18 protein-coding genes and 1 tRNA gene are annotated in these 23,208 nt (G+C 57.5%); 16 read left to right on the top strand and 3 right to left on the bottom strand.

Going from position 1 to position 23,208, the window contains the following annotated elements; all coding sequences use genetic code 11:
- The first annotated feature begins 2 nt into the window (after positions 1-2).
- Genes nuoL through HMPREF0576_RS06320 form a run of 4 tightly spaced genes read left to right on the top strand, consistent with a single transcriptional unit; the run spans position 3 to position 6,245 of the window.
- Positions 3-1,994 (top strand): NADH-quinone oxidoreductase subunit L, encoded by a 1,992-nt coding sequence (nuoL, locus tag HMPREF0576_RS06335; protein ID WP_004011190.1) that lies wholly within the window; start codon positions 3-5, stop codon positions 1,992-1,994.
- 12 nt (positions 1,995-2,006) lie between these two features.
- Entirely contained in the window at positions 2,007-3,599 is a 1,593-nt protein-coding gene (locus HMPREF0576_RS06330; RefSeq protein ID WP_004011189.1) for a complex I subunit 4 family protein, read from the top strand.
- Positions 3,596-5,182, top strand: coding sequence for an NADH-quinone oxidoreductase subunit NuoN (nuoN, locus tag HMPREF0576_RS06325; RefSeq protein WP_004011188.1), 1,587 nt, complete (start codon positions 3,596-3,598; stop codon positions 5,180-5,182). The genes HMPREF0576_RS06330 and nuoN overlap by 4 nt, the downstream gene beginning before the upstream one ends.
- A gap of 10 nt (positions 5,183-5,192) precedes the next feature.
- A complete protein-coding gene (locus HMPREF0576_RS06320) occupies positions 5,193-6,245 on the top strand; it encodes a polyprenyl synthetase family protein (RefSeq protein ID WP_004007433.1) in 1,053 nt (350 codons plus the stop codon).
- 115 nt (positions 6,246-6,360) lie between these two features.
- Here the strand turns inward: HMPREF0576_RS06320 and HMPREF0576_RS06315 are convergent, their stop codons facing one another.
- Complete coding sequence (locus HMPREF0576_RS06315) at positions 6,361-7,221, bottom strand: SDR family oxidoreductase (RefSeq protein ID WP_004011187.1); 861 nt, start codon at positions 7,219-7,221, stop codon at positions 6,361-6,363.
- A gap of 114 nt (positions 7,222-7,335) precedes the next feature.
- On the opposite strand from HMPREF0576_RS06315, the gene lepB reads away from it, so the two are divergent.
- The 12 genes from lepB (at position 7,336) to HMPREF0576_RS06255 (ending at position 21,347) form a co-directional block, all read left to right on the top strand.
- Positions 7,336-8,235: a signal peptidase I gene (gene lepB / locus HMPREF0576_RS06310; protein WP_004011186.1), complete on the top strand. Its 900-nt coding sequence runs from the start codon at positions 7,336-7,338 to the stop codon at positions 8,233-8,235.
- A gap of 69 nt (positions 8,236-8,304) precedes the next feature.
- A complete protein-coding gene (gene htpX, locus HMPREF0576_RS06305; protein ID WP_004011185.1) occupies positions 8,305-9,156 on the top strand; it encodes a zinc metalloprotease HtpX in 852 nt (283 codons plus the stop codon).
- A gap of 60 nt (positions 9,157-9,216) precedes the next feature.
- Positions 9,217-10,266 carry an adenosine deaminase gene (locus HMPREF0576_RS06300; RefSeq protein ID WP_004011184.1) on the top strand — a complete coding sequence of 350 codons (1,050 nt, stop codon included), beginning with the start codon at positions 9,217-9,219 and terminating at the stop codon, positions 10,264-10,266.
- A 171-nt stretch (positions 10,267-10,437) separates the two neighbouring features.
- Complete coding sequence (locus tag HMPREF0576_RS06295; protein ID WP_004011183.1) at positions 10,438-13,047, top strand: hypothetical protein; 2,610 nt, start codon at positions 10,438-10,440, stop codon at positions 13,045-13,047.
- Positions 13,048-13,097: 50 nt separating this feature from the next.
- Positions 13,098-14,378 (top strand): UDP-N-acetylmuramate dehydrogenase, encoded by a 1,281-nt coding sequence (locus HMPREF0576_RS06290; RefSeq protein ID WP_004011182.1) that lies wholly within the window; start codon positions 13,098-13,100, stop codon positions 14,376-14,378.
- 252 nt (positions 14,379-14,630) lie between these two features.
- Positions 14,631-14,715 (top strand) — tRNA-Tyr (locus tag HMPREF0576_RS06285).
- 48 nt (positions 14,716-14,763) lie between these two features.
- Positions 14,764-16,407 carry an MFS transporter gene (locus HMPREF0576_RS06280; protein ID WP_004011181.1) on the top strand — a complete coding sequence of 548 codons (1,644 nt, stop codon included), beginning with the start codon at positions 14,764-14,766 and terminating at the stop codon, positions 16,405-16,407.
- A 9-nt stretch (positions 16,408-16,416) separates the two neighbouring features.
- Positions 16,417-17,721 (top strand): MFS transporter, encoded by a 1,305-nt coding sequence (locus HMPREF0576_RS06275; RefSeq protein ID WP_004011180.1) that lies wholly within the window; start codon positions 16,417-16,419, stop codon positions 17,719-17,721.
- A gap of 215 nt (positions 17,722-17,936) precedes the next feature.
- On the top strand, positions 17,937-18,362 hold the full coding sequence (gene rplK, locus HMPREF0576_RS06270) for a 50S ribosomal protein L11 (protein WP_004007424.1): 426 nt from the start codon (positions 17,937-17,939) through the stop codon (positions 18,360-18,362).
- A gap of 61 nt (positions 18,363-18,423) precedes the next feature.
- Positions 18,424-19,113: a 50S ribosomal protein L1 gene (rplA, locus tag HMPREF0576_RS06265; protein ID WP_004011179.1), complete on the top strand. Its 690-nt coding sequence runs from the start codon at positions 18,424-18,426 to the stop codon at positions 19,111-19,113.
- A 232-nt stretch (positions 19,114-19,345) separates the two neighbouring features.
- Positions 19,346-20,413 (top strand): DNA cytosine methyltransferase, encoded by a 1,068-nt coding sequence (locus HMPREF0576_RS06260; protein ID WP_004011178.1) that lies wholly within the window; start codon positions 19,346-19,348, stop codon positions 20,411-20,413.
- Positions 20,394-21,347, top strand: coding sequence for a HaeIII family restriction endonuclease (locus HMPREF0576_RS06255; RefSeq protein ID WP_004011177.1), 954 nt, complete (start codon positions 20,394-20,396; stop codon positions 21,345-21,347). Before HMPREF0576_RS06260 ends, HMPREF0576_RS06255 begins: the two co-directional genes overlap by 20 nt.
- Before the next feature lie 74 nt (positions 21,348-21,421).
- Here the strand turns inward: HMPREF0576_RS06255 and HMPREF0576_RS06250 are convergent, their stop codons facing one another.
- Complete coding sequence (locus tag HMPREF0576_RS06250; protein WP_004011176.1) at positions 21,422-22,249, bottom strand: 4Fe-4S dicluster domain-containing protein; 828 nt, start codon at positions 22,247-22,249, stop codon at positions 21,422-21,424.
- Positions 22,246-23,181: a TorD/DmsD family molecular chaperone gene (locus tag HMPREF0576_RS06245; protein WP_004011175.1), complete on the bottom strand. Its 936-nt coding sequence runs from the start codon at positions 23,179-23,181 to the stop codon at positions 22,246-22,248. The genes HMPREF0576_RS06250 and HMPREF0576_RS06245 overlap by 4 nt, the downstream gene beginning before the upstream one ends.
- Positions 23,182-23,208: the final 27 nt, after the last annotated feature.

Here is a 23,208-nt window from a genome sequence, read left to right as displayed (position 1 = left end):
ACATGCTGCAAACTTTCAATCCACTCAACGGGCTGGCTACCGGCGCGGTTCTGCAATTCGGGTCTGCCACCGGCATGGCCCAATATGCCTGGCTGATGATTGCCATTCCTTTCATAAGTTCCATGTTCCTGCTCATTGCGGGACGTCGCGTGGACGCTTGGGGACACTTCCTGGGGATGCTGGCACCGTGGGCGTCCTTCGGGATTGGCGTGGTCATTCTGACAGAAATGCTGGGACGTTCCCCCGAGAATCGGGCACAAAGCCTGACGGTGTGGAACTGGCTGCCCGGTTCGGAACTGACGGTGAATTTCGGTCTGCTGCTGGATCCGCTATCTATCTCGTTCGTGATGCTGGTGACGTTCGTCGGCGGTCTGATTCACATCTATTCGGTGGGATACATGGCAGCTGACCCCGATCGGCGTCGGTTCTTTGCGTATCTAAACTTCTTTGTGGCATCCATGCTGACCCTGGTGCTGGGTAACTCTTACCTGGTGACGTTCGTCGGTTGGGAAGGTGTCGGTTTGGCGTCTTACCTGCTGATTGGCTTCTGGAACCAGGTCCACAACAATGCCTTGGCTGCGAACAAGGCTTTCATCATGAACCGTGTGGGTGACCTGGGGCTGCTGTTGGCGATGATGTCGATGTTCGCCGTGGTGGGTTCGGTGGACTTTGCCGAGGTGCTGGGCGCCACACTACAGCCGGTTTGGGCGACCGTGATTGGTCTGTTCCTGCTGCTGGCGGCATGTGGTAAATCTGCTCAGTTCCCCCTCCAAGCCTGGCTGGGTGACGCTATGGCCGGTCCGACTCCGGTGTCCGCGCTGATTCACGCCGCCACGATGGTGACTGCCGGCGTGTACCTGATGGTCCGTTCCGGCGCTATCTATACCCAAACCCCGGTCGCGTCCCTGGTCGTCGCCATTGTCGGGGCAATAACCTTGCTGTTCGGCGCCGTCGTGGGGTGCGCGAAAGACGATATGAAGAAGGTGCTGGCAGCCTCTACCATGAGCCAAATCGGTTACATGATGCTGGGGGCGGGCTTGGGTCCGGTCGGCTGGGCGTTTGCCATCTTCCACCTGATTACCCACGGGTTCTTTAAGGCGCAACTGTTCCTCGCTGCCGGCTCGGTCATGCACGCGATGAGCGAGCAGGTCAACATTCGTCGTTTCGGTGGGCTGTTCCGGGTCATGAAAATTACTTGGTTCGCGTTCTTTATCGGCTGGCTGGCTATCCTGGGAATCCCGCCGTTCTCCGGGTTCTTTTCCAAAGACAAAATCATCGAGGCAGCCTTCCTGCCCAACCCGAACTACGGAACCTGGTACCCCTGGGTATTTGGTCTCGTTGCCCTGGTCGGTGCTGGTATCACCGCTTTCTACATGTCTCGCCTGTTCTTCCTCATCTTCCACGGGGAGGCGCGCTGGACCACCGAGGCGGAAGGTGCCCCGGTCCACCCGCATGAGGCAAGCCCGTGGATGACCATTCCACTCCTGGTGCTGTCCGTATTCTCCATCGCGCTGGGCGGTCTGCTTTCGGTAGGCAACCTCTTTGTGACCTGGCTGAATCCGATTGTGAATATCGGTGCCCGCGGTCAGACGGTTCCCCACGGCGAGCCGGTCATGCCCGAAGCCCTGCTGATGGGGCTGACCTTAGCCGTAGTCATCATCGGCGTGGTTACCGCGTGGGCGCTGTTTATGAAACGCCCCGTAGAAACCGCTATTCCCGAAGCCAACGCCTTGATTATGGCAGCGCGTGATGACCTCTACCAAGATGCGGTCAATGAAAAGGTCGCTATTATCCCGACGCTGGCGTTGTCCTCCGGGGTGGCAGTGGCAGACCGGGCGGTCCTTGACGGCATCGTGGAAGGTTCCGGTCGGCTCTCGCTGTGGCTCGGTAAGGTCGGTGCGTCACTCCACTCCGGCTCGCCGCGTCGCTATGCTGGCTGGACCCTGTTCGGCACAGTTTTGGCTCTTGCCCTGGTATTGGTGACAAGGCTGTGAGGTAAACAAAGGATGAACATGGTTTTGACTCAAACGACTATTCCGACCCCGGCTGGTTTCCCCTGGTTGACTTTGCTGGTGTGCATCCCCATGGGTTTCGCCCTGGCGATATGGCTCATCCCCTGGCTACGTTCCATCGGCAAGGAAATCTGCCTCGCCGTGTCCGGTGCCGTCCTGGCAGGCGTACTGGTGGCCCTGTTTACCAGCTTTGACTTTGCTCCGGATACGCCAGGAGCTTTTCAACTGGGCGAATCCTACGCGTGGATGCCGGCAATAGGGCTGTCTTGGGCGCTTGGTGTCAACGGGCTGGGGATGGTGATGATTATCCTCGCCACCGCCCTGACCCCCCCGGTCATTCTGGCTTCTTGGCGGGACGACAACGACCCGAACACGGCAGCTGGCTACGCCGCCCTCATCCTAGCTTTGGAATCTTTCATGGTGCTGCTGTTCTGTGCCCGTGACCTGTTGCTGTTCTATATCGCTTTTGAGGGGATGCTGGTTCCGCTGTACTTCCTGGTGGGTCGTTACGGTAACGGGGACGCCCAAGTGCGTCGCCACGCCGCCATCAAGTTCGTGCTGTATTCCCTGGTGGGCGGTTTGGTGATGCTGTTTGGCATCATCGGAGTGTACGTGCATTCCGGTGGTGGCGACCAGGCTTTCCACATGGATTACCTAACCTCTGGGAATTTCCACCCCGGCGCGGCAGGCATGTGGATGATGATGACTTTCCTGGTCGCTTTTGCGATTAAAGCCCCGATGGTTCCGGTACACACCTGGCTGCCCTCGACCGCGGCAGTCGCCCGTGGTGGCACCTCCGTGCTGCTGGTGGGCGTGCTGGACAAGGTCGGGACCTGGGGCATGATTATGTTTTGCTGGCAGCTGTTCCCCGCGGCATCCGCCAAAGTAGCTCCGGTTATTGTGGTGCTGGCGGTGCTCTCGATTCTGTGGGGGGCGCTGGCGGCGATTTCGCAAAAGGACCTGCTGCGTTTGGTGTCGTTCACCTCTGTGAGCCACTTCGGGTTCATGGTGTTGGCACTGTACATTGGCTCTCAGACCGCGATTGAAGGCGCTATGCTCTACATGGTCGCCCACGGGGTCTCTATCGCCGGCTTATTCCTGTTGAGTGGTTGGCTGACCACACGCGGTGGCACCCAAGAAATTGCTGCCTACCGTGGTTTCCAGAGGGTGACCCCGACTTTGGCAGGTCTGTTCCTGGTGTCAGGTTTGGCGGCTATCGCCCTGCCCGGTCTGTCCGGTTTCCTGCCTGAATACTTGATTCTGGTCGGCACGTTTAAACTGAACATTGCAGCGGCGATGGTGTCAATCTTGGGGGTCGTGTTGGCTTCGGTTTACCTGCTGGTGCCTTACCTGAATATGTTTACCGGACCGATTGACGGGGCGGTGCGTACTGCCAAAGATTTGAATTGGCGGGAAAAGTTCATCATGGTTCCGCTGGTTTTGGCAATGTTCGGTTTGGGGGTCCTGCCGGGACCGACTTTGAACCTGATTAAGCCCGATGCTGCTCTCATGTATCAAGCGGTGTCACAGAGCGGGTCGGCGTCTGCCCCCGAAGTCATAGCCACGAACGAAGGAGGCGCCCAATGAACGCGATTCTTCCGGTGCTTGTGAAGACCTTGGAGGTTACCCCCGTGGTGGAATGGGATGCGCTGAGCCCGCTGTTGGTGCTGTTGGGGGCAGCTGTATTGGCGACCCTGATTGAGGCTTTCCCCTGGTCGAGTTTCCGTAAAGGTGCCAACGCATTCCTCACTATTGCCAGCATCCTTGCCGCAATAGTGCTGGTGGGTTGGCGTTTTATCGCTGTTGGTCACCAAGGAGCGCGACAAATCGCGGCGGGAACCTTTATGGAGGATCGTCTCTCATTAGGATTCCAACTGGTTTTGCTGATTGTGGGACTGTTGGCGGCGCTCGTGGTCGTGGACCGTTCCACCCCGAACGACGGCTCTTTTGCGCCCCAGGCAGCGGACACCCCCGGCTCGTCCCAAGAGGACTACGCGATTAAGATTCGCTACCAGCGCACGGAACTGTACGCCCTGTTCCTGTTTTCGCTGGGCGGCATGATGGCGTTCATTAGTGCGGGGAACCTGTTGACCCTGTTTGTGGCGTTGGAGCTGATGAGCCTGCCGCTCTACATCATGAGCGCGATGGGTCGACGTCGCCGCCTGCTGAGCCAAGAAGCCGGTCTGAAATACTTTATCCTCGGCGCGTTCGCTTCGGCTTTCTTCCTGATGGGTATCACCATGCTCTACGGCTACACCGGGACTCTGAACCTGATAGAAATGTCCACTGCGGTGTCCCTGAATCCAGGTCTGGACTGGATGCTCCTGACCGGCGGAGCCATGCTGCTGGTGGGCTTGTTCTTTAAGGTTTCCGCCGTACCGTTCCACGCCTGGGCTCCCGATGTCTATCAAGGCGCGCCGTCGCCGATTTCTGGCTTCATGGCGGCAGGTGTGAAAGTCGCTGCGTTTGGTGCTCTGCTGCACCTGTACGGTTTCCTGTACACCCAACTGAGCTGGGACTTCGTTATCCTCATGTGGGTGGTCATTATCGCGACCATCGTGGTGGGCACTTTCCTGGGTATCGTCCAGAGCGACGTGAAGCGGATGCTGGCTTACTCCTCCATCGCGCACGTGGGATTCATCATGATTGCCCTGTTTGGGGCGGCGGCTACCGCTTTTGCCTCGATAGCCTTTTACGTCCTGGCTTATGGTGTCGCCACCATTGGTGCTTTTGCGGTCGTCTCGATAGTGCGTGACGAGGACGCAGAAGGCACGGTGCGTGGGGAGGCTTCGGCGCTGAGCTCTTGGGACGGTCTGGGGCGCAAGCACCCGGCAATGGCAGCCGCGATGGCAATCTTCCTGCTGAGCTTTGCGGGTATCCCCCTGACCGGAGGATTCATCGGTAAATTCCTCGTATTCGAGGCGGGCTTGGCGGCTGACCCTGCCAACGGGACTCTGATTCTGATTGGGTTACTGGCCTCAGTCGTGACCGCGTTCTTTTACTTCCGGGTCATCATGCGCATGTTCTTTACCGAACCTGCCCCCGACACTGCCACCATCTCCGCTGGTGACGGCTTGACCAAGTGTGTCATCGTGCTGTGTGCGTTGGCGACCGTTGCGTTAGGTGTTGCCAGCCAGCCCCTTTTGGCGTTGTTTACCCTCGGCGCATAGTCTTGGATACGTGAGAAAAAAACTGGCGGACACGCATTACCCAGTCTCGACAGAATCTGTTCTGGAAACCCCAGGCTTACTGGAAACAAAACTCCGGGATGCCTTGGATGACATCGAACAGATGCTGGTTCAGGAAACGCAGACACAGCGCGAAAAGACCTCTGCCTTGGTGTCCCATCTGCGGGCCGCTGGCGGGAAACGGATGCGACCCCTGCTGACCCTGTTGGTTTCCCAGCTGGGAGCCCCGAATCAGCCGGTGTCCTCCCAGGTCAAGCAAGGTGCAGTCGCGGTGGAGCTGACTCACTTGGCTTCACTGTATCACGACGATTTGATGGATGAAGCTACCATGCGTCGCGGGGTACCTGCGGCGCATGTGCAGTGGAACAACACCCTGGCGGTCATGGCAGGAGATTTGATTTTTTCCCGCGCGTCCCTGCTGGTTTCAGGGCTTAATCCCACCATTGTGGCGCAACACTCCCGAACGTTCGAGAGATTGTGTCAGGGGCAAATGCGTGACATTTTCGGTCCCGACAGCCATGACGACCCGATTGAGTTCTACATTGACGTATTGCGAGACAAAACCGGCGCGCTGATTGGCTGTGCGGCGCTGTACGGGGCGGAACTATCCGGCTGTGACGCCGCTACAGTCTCGGCAGTGACCCAGTTCGGTGAGGATTTGGGTGTGGCCTTCCAGATTGCTGATGACGTGCTAGATTTGCAAGCCACCGAGGCACAAAGCGGGAAAACCCCCGGCGCCGACCTGCGTGACGGCACGAAAACCTTCCCCGTCCTGCTGCTGGAAAAGACCGTGCAGGACGGTCGCGACACTGGTCCTGACCGCGCCTTGCTGCAGGCGATAGCCGATACTGACGCCCTGCAGGATGATGCGGTTTTAGCCCAGGTCACAGCCCAATTGGCAGCCCATCCGGTGACGGAAGAAACGAAACGCCTGGCGGGCGAATGGGTAGAACGCGCCCTGGCACACCTGCAAAACATTCCGGATAGCGAAGTGAAACGCGCCCTGGTCGAATTTGCGCACCTCCAAATTAATCGGCTCCAATAGTCAGGCTTAATCCTGTTCGTAGCGTCGCCGGTTTATGTTTTGTGGTGCTTCGCCTAAAACGGCACATCGGTGCCGTTTCTTAACGGCTACGCGCTGCTGGCGCGCCGATTTGACGCTACTTCGTAGCGTCGCTGGCGCGCCCCCTGAACTCATTCATTGTGTCGGCGACGCCGAATAGTTCCACCAAGGCGTCCATGAAAGGTACCGGGAATGCTTGCAAAATTTGTACCAGGCGCACAATCGGAGGATGGACCTTAAATTGGGTCCCTCTGTCAATCGCGTCCAAAACCTGCGTAGCAACTTTTTCCGGAGTGAGAATGGGCAACACCAGGGGGAACTTGGTCTTAACCCCGTCAAACATGCCGGTCGAAATGTAATACGGGCAATACAGCAAAGTGTGGACGTGACTGCGCATGTGGCGCAACTCCTCACGCATCGACTGCGCGAAACCCACCGCCCCAAACTTGGAACCATTGTAATCACACTGACGCGGGACCCCGACCAACCCGGCAGCCGAAGCAATAGTCACCACCGAGCCCCGGTCTCGTGCAATCATGCCCGGCAAAAACTCGCGAACCGTGCGATAGTGCGCAATTGTGTTCACGGCAAAAGACCGCTGCACCTCGCTGTCAGTTGTCTCCAGCAGGGGTTTCCCAGTGACGATACCGGCATTATTGATGAGGATGTCGACCCTGGCGAACTCATCCAAAGTCTGATTGGCAGCTTCATGCACCGCCGTCGCATCCGTGACGTCCACGTGAAACGACCCGGCACGGAACTGCGGAGCCGTAGCGGCAGCTTCTGCTAAACCGGCAGTTTCCGCCCCGGCCTCAGCATTCATGTCCCACACAATCACTGCCCTCGCCCCACGTCGGGCAGCTTCTATCGCCATGAGTCGACCAATCCCGGAACCCGCCCCGGTAATCAACACCACGGCCCCTTTAACCGGCGCTCTGTAAGGTTTGAAAAACAACATCTCAATCGCCTTCCTGCAAAGATTTCTCAACCGAGGGCTGGCAGAAACCCCGGATTAGCCCAAATTCTAATCCTGAGACGCATTCCTCGGTAGTCAAACGGTAGGATTGAGGGCGTGAGAAAAAAGACGCAGCGGACCGAGGGGACTGGTGACCCTCTCGAGCTCGCCACGGTGACCCCCGATACGACACGGTCGCACACTCACCGCGGCAGGGCTAAAGACTCGCCGTGGTGGCTAGACCTGGTCGTGGGAGTTGTTGTCGCCGTCGTCTTAATGGCGTTGGCAAAAGCGTTCATTTTTCAGTTTTTCGTGATTCCCTCCGAGTCGATGGAAAACACCCTGATGAAGGGGGATCGAATCTTTGTCTCTAAAATGAAGAACTTTCAGCCCGTCGAACGCGGTGACATCGTAGTATTCGAGGACCGCCACGACTGGCTCCCCGACGAGTTCAAGAACGACAACCCCACCGGTTTTGCTGCAACCTCGTTCGGACAGGCTGTTGATAAAGGACTGCGCGTGCTGCAGCTGAAACCTGAATATCCCGGAGGATACCTGGTGAAACGGGTCATCGGGGTCGGGGGAGACCACGTGACCTGCTGCAGTGCCCAAAACCAGATTGAGGTTAACGGCAAAGTTGTGGAAGAGCCTTACCTGAAAAAGGGCGCGAACCTGATGCCGGTACCTTTTGACGTGACAGTGCCCGCCGGCAAGTACTGGGTGATGGGGGACAACCGAGACAATTCCGGGGATTCTCGCTACCATCAGGACGACAACAACCACGGGTTTGTGGATGAAGAACAAATCGTCGGACGCACCATCCTGCGCTACTTCCCGGTGAACAGGGTGAAAGTTTTTTCCAATCCCGGGCTCAACCAGCTGCCGCGCGTGACGAAACAAGCACCCCCTCCGTCTGAACCACCGTCCTCGCCGCAACCTCCTGCCCCCGCAGCTGTCTCGCCCGGTGCCACCTCCGGTGCGGAAGTTTCCCCGCGGGATTCAAAAGACAACCAATAGCGCGAAAATTCGTACCGTAGGCGGATACTTTCCGGCGAGAAGTAGCTCACTTATCGTTACAATCAAACCGTGAAGAAACATTTTAATGGCTTGAAGACCGCAGCTCTGATGGGAATCCTGTGGATGGTACTGTTGGCAATCGGGGCTCTGTTGGCGCGCGGCACCGGAAACGGCATGTGGATAATCGTGTTCGGAGCCATTGCTTTGATTCAAACCGCAGTGGGTTACTGGAATTCAGACAAAATTGCGTTGCGTGCCATGAACGCCCAGCCGCTCACCCCCCAACAAGCCCCCGAGCTGTACTCGATGGTACAGGGCTTGTGCCAGCAAGCCGACCAACCCATGCCGGCGCTATACCTAGCCCCGACCCAAACCCCCAACGCTTTCGCGACCGGGCGTAACCCCCAACATGCCGCCGTCTGCGTCACCCAGGGCATTTTGGACATCTTGGAGCCCCGCGAACTGCGGGCGGTGCTGGGGCATGAGCTCATGCACGTGTACAACCGGGATATTCTCACTTCCTCGGTGGCAGCGGGTTTGGCGGGAGTCATTACCTCAATAGCCCAGTTTGCCCTGTTTTTCTCAGGGCGCGATCGAGAAAACGGGGGTGCGGTTGCCAGTTTACTGCTCGCTTTGGGGGCGCCGATTGCGGCTTCCCTGATTCAGCTGAGCATCTCCCGGACCCGCGAGTTTGATGCGGACGAGGACGGGGCGCGCCTCGCCAATGACCCGCTGGCACTGGCTTCGGCGCTAAAGAAGCTGGAGACCGGAGTGGCGCGCGCTCCGTTAGCGCCCACTCCACAGCGCCAAACCGTGTCTGCCATGATGATTGCTAACCCGTTTGGGATGCGCAACTTGTTCTCCACCCACCCCCCGATGGATCAGCGCATTCGGCGTCTGGAAGAAATGGCGGGATATTAATCTCGAGCCCCTGCCAACTTCGGGGCGAAGTTTCCCCCGGCGCGAAAAACCCCTAGATTAATGACTGTGAGTGAACCAAAACGGGATTTGCGGGCTTTGCCCAAAGCGCATCTGCACCTGCACTTCACCGGAGCGATGCGTCCCCAGACACTGCTGGAACTGGCTCGGGAAAGCCGACAGCGTCTGCCGCGTTTCATGGGAGAAGGCGACCCGCTACACGTCCCGGCTGACGAGCGGGGCTGGTTCCGCTTTCAGCGCTCCTATGACTTGGCACGAGCCCTGGTGCGCTCCGAAGCGGTGATGCGTCGCATCGTGCGGGAAGCCGCCGAGGACGACGCCGCCGAAGGCTCGCGACGTTTAGAGATTCAAGTCGACCCCACATCTTATGCCCCCTGGGTGGGCGGACTGACCCCCGCCCTGGAAATCATCCTGGACGAAGCGAAAATTTCCACTGCCGCAACCGGGGTAGAAATCGGGGTCATTGTGGCGGCATCTCGCACCCGCAACCCGATGGACGCCCGGACTTTGGCGCGTTTAGCTGCCCGCTATGCGGGCGACCAGCCGGGGGAAGTCATTGGATTCGGGCTCTCCAATGATGAACGCGCCGGTTCCACCCCCGACTTTGAGCCGGCATTTCGTATCGCTGCCAGGGCAGGGCTCGCCAGCTTTCCCCATGGTGGGGAACTGCGCGGTCCGGAACATATCGCCCAGGTGGTGCAACACCTGCACCCCGCCCGCCTGGGTCACGGAGTCAGAGCTGCGGAACAACCCGACCTGCTGAAATCGCTGGTTGACCACGGTATTGCCCTGGAAGTGTGCCCGGCTTCGAACGTATCCCTAGGGGTATATTCCACCCTCGCCGAAGTTCCCTTGCGCACCCTGTTTCAGGCCGGTGCCACGATTGCGCTGGGCGCGGATGACCCGTTGCTGTTCCGGTCGCGGCTGCTGGACCAGTATGAATCTGCGCGTCAGGTCTCCGGCTTCACCGACCGGGAACTGGCGGAGCTGGCAGCGGGTTCGATTCGGGCGTCCCTGGCCAGCGCGTCAACCAAAGCAAAACTGCTGACCCAGGTTGATTCGTGGCTCAAAGGTTCAAATTCTGGGAATTAAACGGGTAAAATCTGATAATGTTTGCTCTCCGAGACAGTGACGAGTTGGCTGGATGCCTCGAGCTGGTTTGGGGAGTGCTACACAGGAAACGGCAGGAAGTCGGTTGCGGACAAAACCGCAGCTCTCGGCTCTATGAGAAACATCTAGGATTACCAGCGGTAAGGCGTCAAAGTGTTCGATGATTGGCTAACCTTCCCCTCTAATGGGGTGGCGTGGGCATTTCAGGTCTTTACGAAATACGGACCGCTGCCGGTTCTGCTGGCGATTTTTATCCTCATGGTTCCGCTCCGACCCCAGGTCCCCCGCGCCATGCCGATGCACCACCGGCGAGCTTTGATTCAAATGGGCTGGACTTTCCGCGTCGCTATATCTTTCGCCCTGATTGCCGTGATGTTCAGCCCGGCTGTCCTGATTAGTATGTATAACTCGGGGTTGCTTTCCGAAAATGCGTTTAACTCCATGAATACCATGCTGGTGCTGTTAATTGGGGTGGCTTTCCTGGTGCCGTACCTGTTGATGATTCACGTGTGGTTTCCTCGACCTCTGAATTGGATACCGAACCACAACTGGGTCATCAGTCCGCGCTTTCGGATTCGCGCCTGGATGGTGTACATCCTCATCTGGATAGCGACGGAAATCATGCTGGTAGTCGGGGGAGTCGTATTCGAAAAGCCCAACGCCTCGATTTCGGGGGAAGAAATCATGGCATCGGCAGGATACTACCTGATAGAGGGCGCAATCTTCCTGAGCATGGCGATATACATCCAGTACCGGATTTCTTGGCGCAACCCCGTTCCGGGGGTGCCCCTGGCAGTGGACATGGCGTTGCGCCGCGAGGACTTGAACAATGTGCAAAAGTTTTGCACGTTCATTTTGGGGGCAGGAGTATCGCGGTGCCTGCAGTTCCTGGCGCAACTGCAATACGAAAGCGGTCCGTTTGCGATTTCGGCTGTCTCTCTGTTGTTGAGCTGGGCGGTATCTCTCAGCTCCCTAGCTCTCGCTTGCATCCCGACCTGGTGGTTTATGCGCAAACTGGATCCGTCCCGGCGGCTGATGAAAGAACTGAAAGTCGAGATACTCAGCGATAAACGCGACCCAAAACTGTTCACCTTGGAAAACTTCCGGAATATGTTGGACTACAACGAGGACGAACTCATTAAGGGGTCGGTCCCCCAGCCCAAGAAAAATTATTTCTTGACCGTGCTGGACAATCCACAAAAGGACCTGCTGACGGCGCCGGGTTCCGGTTCAGCCCCCGAGGAAGTCGCCCAAGCCTTCTCATATATGGCAAAAGTGGCGGCGCGTGCGGGGGTTGGGTTGAGTCCGGAGGAACGTCAAGGGCTGGCAGAGATTCGCCAAGCTGTGCGCGAACTGGTGGAACACCGCGTCGCCTTGAATGAGGGCGTAGCCTCCAGCTTGATTCCGGTTGACCCTGCCATCGTGCGGGACCCGAACAGTAACCCTGGAGAAACTGTCGATTTACCAGAAGAACACGAGGAAGAAGCCGCAAATCTGGATTCGGGCTTGGCAAACTTATTGGGACAATCCGTCAACGACACCGCGGTCGGTTTGGACTCACAGACTTTGCAGGAGTGGGGCGAGTTTTACAAAGAAAAAGACGCGATGGAGCGTCAGGAAAAGGCTTGGGAAAAGCAAAAAGAGATGCAGGAACTAGCGGTCAAAGCTTTTGGATTCGATCCTTATGCCTACGACCCCTACGGTTATGCCAACCCCTACGGCGGGTACGGCAACCCTTACGGAGACTTCGGGATGGACCCTTATGCGCAGCCGTATGTAGACAGCTACAGCTATGGGACGACCAGCCCTTACGCGGATTTATATGGGGACCCCGGATACGCTGACCCCTACGGTGGATACGGTTTTGATCCCTACGGTTACAACGGGGGATATTGGCAGATGGATCCCAGCGCCGCGGAGGCTTACGGGGCATACCCCTGGGGTTGGTCCGGTGGCACGCCGACCATTCCCGGCGGGCAGCCCTACGGTTACCTGGACGCGGGCGGGACCAATGGAGTCCCCGGAGAAGTTCCCGGCAATCCCGTCGCCCCTCCGGATTCCGGTTTTGCCGCGCCGGGTGTACCGAACGCGCCGGGTGCGCTAAGTGTACCGAACGTGCCGGTAGAACCAGGCGCGCCGACACCTCTGCCGGCATCGGGGACGCCGGGGATACCGATGCAGACAAACACGCCACTGCCGGGAGCCGCCACGACAGGCGCGATGCCGGGAGGGAACGCTCCGCTGCCAGGCACTCCATCCCCACCGCAGGCACCAGCGGTACCTGAGAATCCCGCCCGCCCGGCTGACCTTGTGAATCCTGCCAATCCCGCCACGCCGGAAAATCAATCCGTCCCGGGCTATCCCTTTGTGGCGCGAACGATGGAAGGATATTCCACCGTGGGTGCTCCCGTAGCGCCGTCCCTGCACCCGCTGGTCAACGCGGGACAGCTTGGTGCGCAAGTTGCAACCCCGCAGGTAAACCCGGCATCGCTGGGCGCGCAAGGGTCCGGCGCGCCGGTTAACCCCGGTCAACCGGTTCCACCCGCGGACCCGCGATTCGTTCAAAATCCCGGCATGGTGAACGTTGCCGGACCAAACCAACCTCATCCGGCGCAACCTTATGCCCCAGCAAACACGGAAACCGCCGAGGAAACTATCGACCCGCGGGCTGTGTACCCGCCGACCTTTGCGAAGCCGCGACCTGCCCCCAGACCATACGAAGAATTCGTCGAGGACGAAGCCGAAATCGAAGAGCTGCCCTAAGCGGAGCGGTCCGAACCAGGTGGTAGGGTTTGGGCGTAAGGAGACGTAAAGTGCGATTGGCAGATTTGTGTACTTTGCGCGTGGGTGGAGCCGCGCGCCGATTTTTGCACAGCCGGCAGCGTGACGAACTGATTCAAGCGGTTACGCAGGCAGATGCGGCAAGAGAACCGCTGCTGTTTCTGGGTGGTGGGTCGAACCTGGTGCCAGTGGATGGGGATTTTCCCGGATTGGTGCTTCGCGATGGTCGCGAGGACGTGCAGGTATTGACCCTGGCAGAGTTTCGCGATTTGCGGATGGGTGGAACTGATTCGGCGCATACTGCAGAACCTGGTCCTGACTCGCGTCCGGGCGGAGTAAACTCATCGGACAGACCTCAGCAGCGCCCTGGTGCGTCCCGAGACTCCCACGCCGCCGCGGTCGTGGCGCAAGCTCAGGAGCTGGCCGCTGCCACTCCCTCGTGCGTATTTCTCAGCGCGTCTGGCGGGCTGGCCTGGGACCGGCTGGTGGAGTTTTGTGTGAAGCAAGGGTTTTCCGGGCTGGAGGCGCTGAGCGGAATCCCCGGTGTGGTCGGGGCAGCGCCCGTGCAAAATATCGGGGCATACGGTGGGGAGGTCGCGGACTGTCTGCTGGGAGTCACCGCTTGGGACCGACAGGAGCGCCAGCTGGTGTATTTGCGTGCGGCAGACCTCCGGTTCGGTTACCGGGATTCCTTGCTGAAACAGTCTCGTCTGCAGGTCGAGGCTGATTCTGGGACACCGCGGTTCGCTCCGGCACGTCCCGGCACAAACCCTGCCACCGGACGCTGGATTGTGCTGGAAGCTGATTTTGTCCTGCAGCGCGGCGGGGGCACCCCGGTCAGATACGCTCAGTTGGCGGGGGCGCTCGGAGTGCCGCTGGGCACGGTCGTGCCGGCGGCGCAGATACGCGCAGCGGTGCTGGAGTTGCGGCGTTCCAAGGGCATGGTTTTGGATCCCGCTGACCACGACACCTGGTCAGTAGGGTCGTTCTTTACCAATCCGATATTGCCGACCGCGGAGGTGGCAGCTTTGGGGTTGCCAGAGGACGCTCCCCGCTGGGAGACGACGCTGCCGGGGGGTAGCGGGCAGGCGGGAATGAAACTATCTGCCGCCTGGCTCATCGAACACTCCGGCATTTCGAAAGGTTTTTCCCTGCCGGGCGCAGGCGCGGGTGTCTCGACGAAGCATGTCCTGTCGTTGACGAACCGCGGCAACGCCACGGCCGCGGACATCACGGCCCTGTCCAGCTATATCATTGCCGCGGTGCAGGGGATTTACGGGGTTACCCTGGTGCCCGAGCCGGTCATTTTGTAGTGTTCCGCGAGCGGTCGCAGATACGCATTACTCGGCACGAACGACCGATTTCGCCGCGCCTGATCAGATTCTTGACAGCTTAAAAATGCGCCCACCAGCAGTTTTATAAACATCACTACGAGCGTGACTGTGGAATTCAAGTTGAAATCGGTCGTTCATGCAATCGCCTCCGTAATCTACAAAACTCTGCTCTAGCGATGTTTGCGAAAATAGCGGCGTATCTGGTAGTCTAGTTGGGCGCTTTCAGCGTATGGCGGGTTTCCCGAGTGGCCAAAGGGGACTGACTGTAAATCAGCTGCGCAATGCTTCAGGGGTTCGAATCCCTTACCCGCCACCATCACTTTATTCTGGGTTATTTTTACGGCACAGAAATTTCAGGCGACACATGGCAAAAAATACTGAAGTCCCCGATGAAAACGGCGAACTTTTAGATGAAAACGAAAGCCCGCAGGTTCTCCACCAGGCTGATAATGGCGACCCGCGGATTATCACTGTCCCCGGTTCTTCCAAGAAATATCGCACTTCGCTGATACTGGTTGTGGTCCTGATGGGACTGGCTCTGACCCTGCTGCAAGTCTCCACCGTGAACGTTGCCCTCGCGGTGTTGCCCGATTCTATTGGAGCCAGCGCACAAGAGGTGCAGTGGGTTATTTCCGGGTATGCCCTGGCTATTGGACTATCGATGGTGCCGATGGGGCGTATTGGCGATTTGTTTGGCAGGTCGCTCCTGTTCGTCATGGGTCTGGCGCTATTTTCCCTGTCCTCATTCCTGTGCGCCATCTCAACTTCCGGATCCATGCTGGTGTGGATGCGCATTTTGCAAGGATTTGCCGCAGGTATCTTTAGCCCCCAGACTGCGGGAATCATTCAACAGTATTTTTCGGGTCAGGCTCGCGCGCTGGCTTACGCCCTGATGGGGCTGGTCGTCTCCGTCACTGTGGCGCTGGGACCGATGCTGACAGGTCTCTTGATTGCAATTTTTGGCAGGGAAGAAGGCTGGCGGTTAGCTTTTTCCATCAACCTGCCGCTGGGTCTGCTGGGGGTGGCTTGTGCGATTCTGTGGCTGCCGTTTAAGCGGGAACGCATCTTCGCGCGTCGCGCCCGCATCGAGGCTTTGGAAGCAGACATCGCCCTCGCTACCAAGTCTGGCAAGAAAGTCCCGAAACGTCCCCGCGTCGACCTTGACCCGGTGGGGATGATTTTGCTGGGGGCAGCAGTCATCGGCATGATGTTGCCTTTCGTCACGACCGGTTCGCTGTGGCGTTTCGTCCTGATTCCCGCGGCTTTCGCGGTGCTGACCGGCTGGGTCTGGTGGGAACGAGCCTACGAGGCGCGAGGACGCTACCCGATGGTGAGCTTGCGGCTGTTTAAGATTCCCTCCTACAGTTTCGCCAGCGCAATTGGTGCTATCCAATTTTTGGGTATGCCCTCTGTGTATGCCATCAACGCCATGTTCTTGCAAAACGGTTTCGGTGAGACTGCCCTGATTGCCGGCCTCAGCGGGATGCCCGGCGCGTTTCTATCCGGGTTGACTTCCATCGTGGTGGCACGCTACACCATCAAACACGGTCGGAGCATCCAAGCCTGGTCGCTGGTGATAATGCTGGTGGGCGTGGTACTGACCGCGGTAATGGCGGTGCTGTTCGCCCGTGGTGGTTCCGTGTGGCTCATCAGTGTGGGGCTGGCAGTCCTGGGCTTTGGGTCGGGTTCTATGGGATCGGCGAACCAAACGCAGGCGATGCTGGAAGTCCCGCCATCTCGAGGCGGTATTGCCGGGGGTATTCAGCAAACCGGACAGCGCATATTTACTGCTATCGGAACGGCGATTCTCACCGGGGTGTTCTTTAGCGCCACCGCGGGATTGGAAACCACCACGCCGGGAGTGGACCTGGCGGTGGCAAACGCTTGGAGTCACGGCTATGTGCTGTCTTTCGCGGGGTGTACGGGATGCATAGTGATAGCCCTGGTGGTAGCCATAATCTTTGTTTTCTTTCCTCGACAGCCGCACCCGACCGCCGCGAAAAAATGAAGGTGAGACATGAACGCGAAGCCGCAGAACTCTGCAAACGTAGGGCCGGAAATCTGGCACGACCAAAAACGCATGTTCCCGCCGATGGCACTGGGGCTGTCGATGGCAGGTTTTTACGTCACGGCTGCCGGTTCTCTGATTGCCACCCTGTCCCGAGATCTCGGCGTGAAACCGGAGGCGCTTAACTGGCTCGGTGCCGCCTATGGCTTTGGCATGTTGGTTTCGGGGCTGCTGGCACCCTGGGTGATGCGCAACGGACCGGTTTGGTCGCTGCGGCTGGCTCCGCTGTTGGTCCTGCTGGGGACGTGTCTGGTAGCTTGGAGTCCCTCGATTACGGTCAGCCTGGTGGGGGTGACTTTGGCTTGTTTGGGAGGCACCACTGTTTCGGCAGGGGTCGCCGGCACTTTCGTGGGTGTCGAGGGGACGAAATACATGTCATTGACTGTCGGGATTTCCTCGTCGGTGTCAATCGTGACGACGGTGCTTTTTGCCCTGGTAGAACGCGTCTTTCCCGGTTTTGGTCGCATGGCGCTGTGGTTCGTCCTGGTGATGGCAGTGCCCACTTTGGTATGGGGGTGGAAGCTCCCGGCGGTACCGTTCCGTCAGGTATTGCAAAAGGGGTTGAGTGCGGCAATCGATTCGGTGTCCGCAACTGGTGAGGGGCACGGCGACCCGGCCACCACCCCTGCTGCGGACGGACACCGCGACCAGACGGGCACTTCTGGCGCTGCCGCCGACTCCGGAGTCCCTCCTAGGGGCAGCGTGAAGCCCTCCAGATGGCTGGTTACTTCCCAAATCATGAGGCTCGGGCTTACTGCAGGAGTCGAGTTCGCCATGTACGCTTGGGCGGTGACGCGCCTGCGGGAATTGGGGGTTGAATTGGCGCTGGCTTCGGGTTTGGCGACCGCATTTGCCGTCGGTATGGCGGTGGGGCGTCTGGGTGGGGCTGCCTTTGCTCGCCGCTATTGGGCCTGGTGGGTGTTTGTGGGCTTAGGATTTTGTGGCACAGTCGCGGTCGCTTTTGTGCCTTCAATCGCGGTGGCAGTAGTTGGTTTGTTTATCACCGGCTTGGGTGTGAGCTGTCTGTATCCCATCAGCGCGACTGAGTTTTCCGGGTTGCCGGGGGTGCAAAAGCAACATGCGGCGGCGGTCATTAGTTGCCTTTCCGGGACTGGTGCTATCGTGACACCGCTGCTGCTGGGGGTGCTGCTGGCAGCCGTGGGTCTGCACTTTGGATTCCTGGTGCTGCTGGGGCTTTACGTGTTGATGGTCTTCCTGCCCCGTCCCTCTGCCGCGCATCTGGGAATTGGCTAAATTGGTGCAAAAGCCGGGGGAGCGTTAGAATATTTCCTTGTGCGTCTTGATGGCGCGCACCTTTTGCTGCCTATAAACGGGTAGCGTCCCGCGGGGAAACCGCCGTGGGAGAGGACACAGACCGAGTGGAAACCGTGTCATCACGATTTCCATGAAGTTAAAAGAGTTTGGGTGGAAACCTCTGGTCGACACCCCTATTGAAAAGGACCCAAAATATGGCTAAGAAAAAAGTCATCGGAGTTATCAAGCTCCAGATTCAAGCCGGTGGGGCAAACCCGGCACCGCCGATTGGCCCGGCACTGAGCCAACACGGCGTAAACATTATGGAATTCTGCAAGGACTACAACGCCAAGACTGAATCGATGCGCGGCTCCGTGGTTCCGGTAGAAATCACCGTTTACGAAGATCACAGCTTCGACTACGTGCTCAAGAGCTCGCCTGCCTCCGAGATGATTCGTAAGGCTGCGGGCGTTCCGAAGGGTTCGGGCACCCCGAACACCGTCAAGGTCGCCAATCTGACCTGGGATCAGGTAGAAAAGATTGCTTCGGAAAAAATGCAAGATCTCAACGCTAATGACATCGAGGCCGCAAAGAAGATTATCGCGGGCACCGCTCGATCCATGGGCATCACGGTCGGTTAATCGTCAAAACTGTGGAGGGGCTTAGTGTTTGCCCACACCACGACTGCGTAAGGAGCAGAACATGAAACACGCCAAGAAATACAACGAGGTCGCGAAGAAGATTCTTCCCGACACTCTCTATCCCATTGATGACGCATTCAAGCTGGTAAAAGATACTTCCCCCGTGAAGTTCGACGCGACCGTTGAAGTTGCGATGCGTCTGAACGTTGATCCCCGCAAGGCTGATCAGATGGTGCGCGGCACCGTTTCTCTGCCTCACGGCACCGGCAAAACCGCTCGGGTCCTGGTTTTTGCCGTAGGTGATAAGGCTGCAGACGCTGAGGCTGCGGGCGCCGACGAGGTCGGTGGGGACGAACTCATTGAAAAGGTCTCCAAGGGCTACACCGACTTTGATGTCGCCGTGGCGACGCCCGATTTGATGGGCAAGGTCGGTCGTTTGGGTAAGGTGCTCGGTCCGCGTGGTCTGATGCCGAACCCCAAGACCGGTACTGTCACCATGGATGTGGCGAAGGCTGTCAAGGACATCAAGGGTGGTCGTATCGAGTTCCGTGTCGACAAGCACGCCAACCTGCAGTTCATTGTCGGCAAATGCTCGTTTGAGCCTGCCAAGCTGGCAGAGAACTTCCGGGCGGTCCTGGAAGAAGTCCAGCGCCTGCGTCCCTCGACTATCAAGGGTCGCTACATTACGAAGGTCTCTATCTCCACTACGATGGGTCCCTCTATTCCGCTGTCCCTAGCGACCAAGGAATAGTTAATATCTTCCTTGTGGGGTCAAGGGTAACCTTGACCCCACAAGGTATTTAATGAGTATGGAAGGAAGGTGCGTGATTAGGCACCCATCCGGACGCTTGATAGATTGAAGTTGAGGATTTGCGCTGTCCGGCAGGGGATAGCTAAACCTGTAAGTAACGTCGTAAACGGCGCATAGTGGGATGATTCGTAGGTGAGCTTGGCAACGCTTATGGTAAATGAGGACAAATGGTATGAATGTAATTAGCTTGTTTAGCGGGTGTGGGGGGCTTGACCTGGGATTTGAACAGGCCGGCTTTAACATACCGGTAGCTAATGAATTTGATCCCACAATCTATGAAACCTTCAAAGCCAATCATCCGCATACGCATCTCATTGAGGGAGACATCAGAGGGGTTACTATTGAGGATATAGCGCCCTTTGTTGATGGTGAAGTTGATGGCATCATCGGTGGTCCGCCCTGCCAGTCTTGGTCTGAAGCTGGGGCTTTACGAGGGATTGAAGATGCTCGCGGGCAGCTGTTTTATGATTACATTCGCATTTTGAGAGAATTCAGACCGAAATTCTTTCTGGCAGAAAATGTCAGCGGAATGTTGGCAAACCGGCATAGTGAAGCTGTACAAAATATAATTACGCTATTCGAGGAAGCCGGATACGATGTTACTTTGACGATGGTCAATGCGAAAAACTATGGGGTTGCCGAAGAACGAAAACGTGTATTCTATATAGGATTCCGAAAAGATTTAAACATCGATTTCGTGTTCCCCAAGGGGTCCACTGAGGATGATGCCAAAAAAATTACCTTGCGCGATGTGATATGGGATTTGCAAGAAACGGCTGTCCCCGCGGCAGAGAAAAACCGTCACAATCCTCAGGCAGTTAATAACAATGAATACTTTACCGGGGCATTCTCGCCAATTTTTATGAGTCGGAACCGAGTTAAAAATTGGGATGAGCAAGCGTTTACCGTGCAGGCATCGGGTCGCCAATGCCAACTGCATCCGCAGGCCCCGAAAATGGTCAAATTTGGTCAAAATGACTGTCGCTTTGTCGAAGGCAGTGAGAATCTCTATCGCCGCATGACAATACGAGAAGTGGCGCGAATACAAGGGTTCCCCGACGATTTCAAATTTATCTACAAAGAGACAAATAATGCCTACAAGATGATTGGGAATGCCGTCCCCGTTAATCTTGCTTTCGAGATTGCCACCGCAATCAGGCTTTTCCTGACCGGGAGAGGCCACGAAGTTAAAGGCATTGCGCCGAAAGGTAAAAAAACTCATGGGTGCAAACAGCAATGATCACGGACGCGCTTATGAGTATGCCTGGATAAATTCCTTATTCAAGACACTTCACCACACTAGGAATACCCAAATTGCACATAATTCTAGCTTCTATGCAAATCAAAGTGCCTGGAATCAAATTGGCGGAGATATGCGCGAAGTGTTCCAGCTCTCCGCTGATTCCGCAGTAGATGCAATCCTCCAGCTAGAACCCATGTTGAGTGAGGACAATCCAGATGTGCTCACGTTAGAGTTTCAACCTGACCGTGCTGGAATACAGGGCGATGTTAGAGACATAGTTATAAAACGGGACGCTATTGAGTGGGAAATCGGTCTCAGTGTAAAGCACAATCATGAAGCGGTTAAGCATAGCCGTCTCAGCCACAAATTAGACTTTGGCAACGAGTGGTTCGGCATTCCCTGTAGTCAGAGGTATTGGGATGACGTCGAGCCGATCTTTACCTGTCTGGCGGCTAAAAAAGCTCAAGGTCTTAAGTGGTCCGAAATTCGCGACAAAGACACAACGGTTTACGTACCTCTGCTTCAGGCATTTATCGACGAGCTGTACCGAGCCTATACTGCTAACCCTGACATGCCGCGAAAAATGGTTGAGTACCTCATTGGTACGAGAGACTATTACAAAGTCGTCAGCCATGACCGCAGCCATCTCACCATCATCAGCACGTTCAATATCCATGGTACATTGAACAGACCTAGCGCGATTACTGTAGCCACAATATCTGCACCTATAGTTGAACTTCCTACCGAGCTTGTGACTCTAAAGTTTAAACAGGGTAGTACCAACACTGTAGAAATGTATTTAAACAATGGTTGGCAGCTCAGTTTCAGGATCCATAATGCCAGCTCTAGGGTTGAACCCAGTCTCAAATTTGATGTGCAGTTTATCGGTATGCCTGTTTCGGTACTAACCATAGAGTGCAAATGGAAATAGTGACATGCTGCTGGTGAATGCCGTCAACTGACGGTGCAATTTTCTAAACCAGATTTCCCGGAGGTTCTGATTTCCTAACGGGGCATGAGTGACCCGAAGGGGTGGTCCTGGCGGAATGCGCAGAGGGGACAGAGCTCGCCAGCGGTAGCGGGAAAACGGCTACGGCACGAGGGACAAATCTTCGTTTTTACTTCGGTCAGGGTTTGGGTGGCTCCGGTGTGGATTTGTGACCAAGTGGGGTGACCTTGCGCTGTCAAGGTGTGTTCCGGGCATAGCTTCAGGCAGGCGCCATCGGCTTCACAGCGAGCCAAGTCTTGCGTGAGGGCGAGCACATCCGCGTCCTCGGGATCAGGTGTCAGAGATAAAGCCTGGTGTGGGCAAGCAGCGACGCACACCCCGCAGACGCTACACTTGCCAACCTGCAGTGTCCACGCTGGTGGCAGGTCCGACGGCGGCTCAGATACCCCCAACAAGGCAAAAGCCTGCGCGCTGCGTTCTTGCCAGTTGGCGTGAAGATCCAGGGCGCAGGTGGTGGATAGCCCTAGGAACGACCGGCGCGATACCCCCAGCTGCGAAACCTCAACCCATTTTCCAGCGAACCTGCCCTGGTGGGTTGTCTCCCACCGGCGCAAGCGACCGGGGAAAACCACGTCACCGAGCTGTAATAGCCGCCCCAAGCCCTCACCTCGTGAGCACGGCACAAAGGCAATCTGACTCACCCCTAGTGCCAGAATCTGCGCGAGGGAACCCAAAGGTGCCCCGCTCCAGCAGGCATCGTAATGCAGCGCGCACACCCGGCGGGGTATGTGCGGCAGGGGGCTGTGATCGCACGCCAGAACCAGAGTTTCGGGGACTTCCCCCGCGCTCAAATAGCGCAGCAGTTCGCGCAGGGAGTCTTTCATAAGGATGGGGTTTCCACAGTGCGGTCAGAGCGGTTTTCGGGGCTGTCAGGAGTGCCTGGTTCGCTCGAAGTTCCGGAATCACCGGGCAGGTCATGGCGTAGGCGTGCCGCGGTGCTCCCCGCGTCGCGCGTTACCCCCGGTACGCCGGGGTCACCAAACTTACCCGTCGCAACTCCCTTGTGAACTGCCGTAATACCTCGATAGGGGGCAGCGAACCCGGACGTAACCTCCGCGACGGGAAGCAGACCCCGGGTCGACAGGGTCACGACCCAAGACGCGAAGGCAGCGTAGCTCAGGGCTTCGACCCCCTGCATCCAGGCAGTTTGCGCCTGGACCTCGGCTTCGCGCAGAGTCGCGGGAATCCACCGCAAAGGATGTTCGCGAGTGAAAGCTACCACGATGTCGCGCACGCGGTGGTAATCCTCAATCCGCCCCGCATCTAGCGCCGACAGCATCTGTTGGCAGCCCTGAGACAGAAAGGCGAACTCCAACCCGAGGTGGTCATCCGGTTCGGTATGCAGCTGGGGAGCCCGCAAACCTAGCTGAGAGTAGTACCACCGGACTTGAATCGTCTCGGTATCAAACACCAGCTGTTCCTCGCCGACGTGGACAGACTCAAAGGGTGAGACTCGGGCGGTGGCAGAAACTCCATAAAGAAAATCCTGATCCATGCGAATCGTGGAGTCCTCTTCGTGGCTTTCCCAAGAGCGTTGCAGCAGGTCGGTGCCGCGAGTGAGGGCAGTGTGGGCGTCTGCGTGGAGGCTTGCCAGCTCCGGGTGGGGGTTAGGTTCGTTCCAAAAGGGCCAGTCGGACAGGTTCGTATAGACTTCGCGGCGGGTGTCCGGAGTTGCGTGGCCCAGGTGCAGCCGGCCCAAGACCAAAAAAGACGCGGCAAAAGTATCGAGAGAGGGCGCGTCGATTAGCTGACTCATGGGTATCTTCCTTCTGTAATAAAGCGT

This window comes from Mobiluncus holmesii ATCC 35242 (genome assembly GCF_000185445.1).
GTDB lineage: Bacteria > Actinomycetota > Actinomycetes > Actinomycetales > Actinomycetaceae > Mobiluncus > Mobiluncus curtisii.
This window is presented reverse-complemented; position numbering and strand designations above follow the sequence as displayed.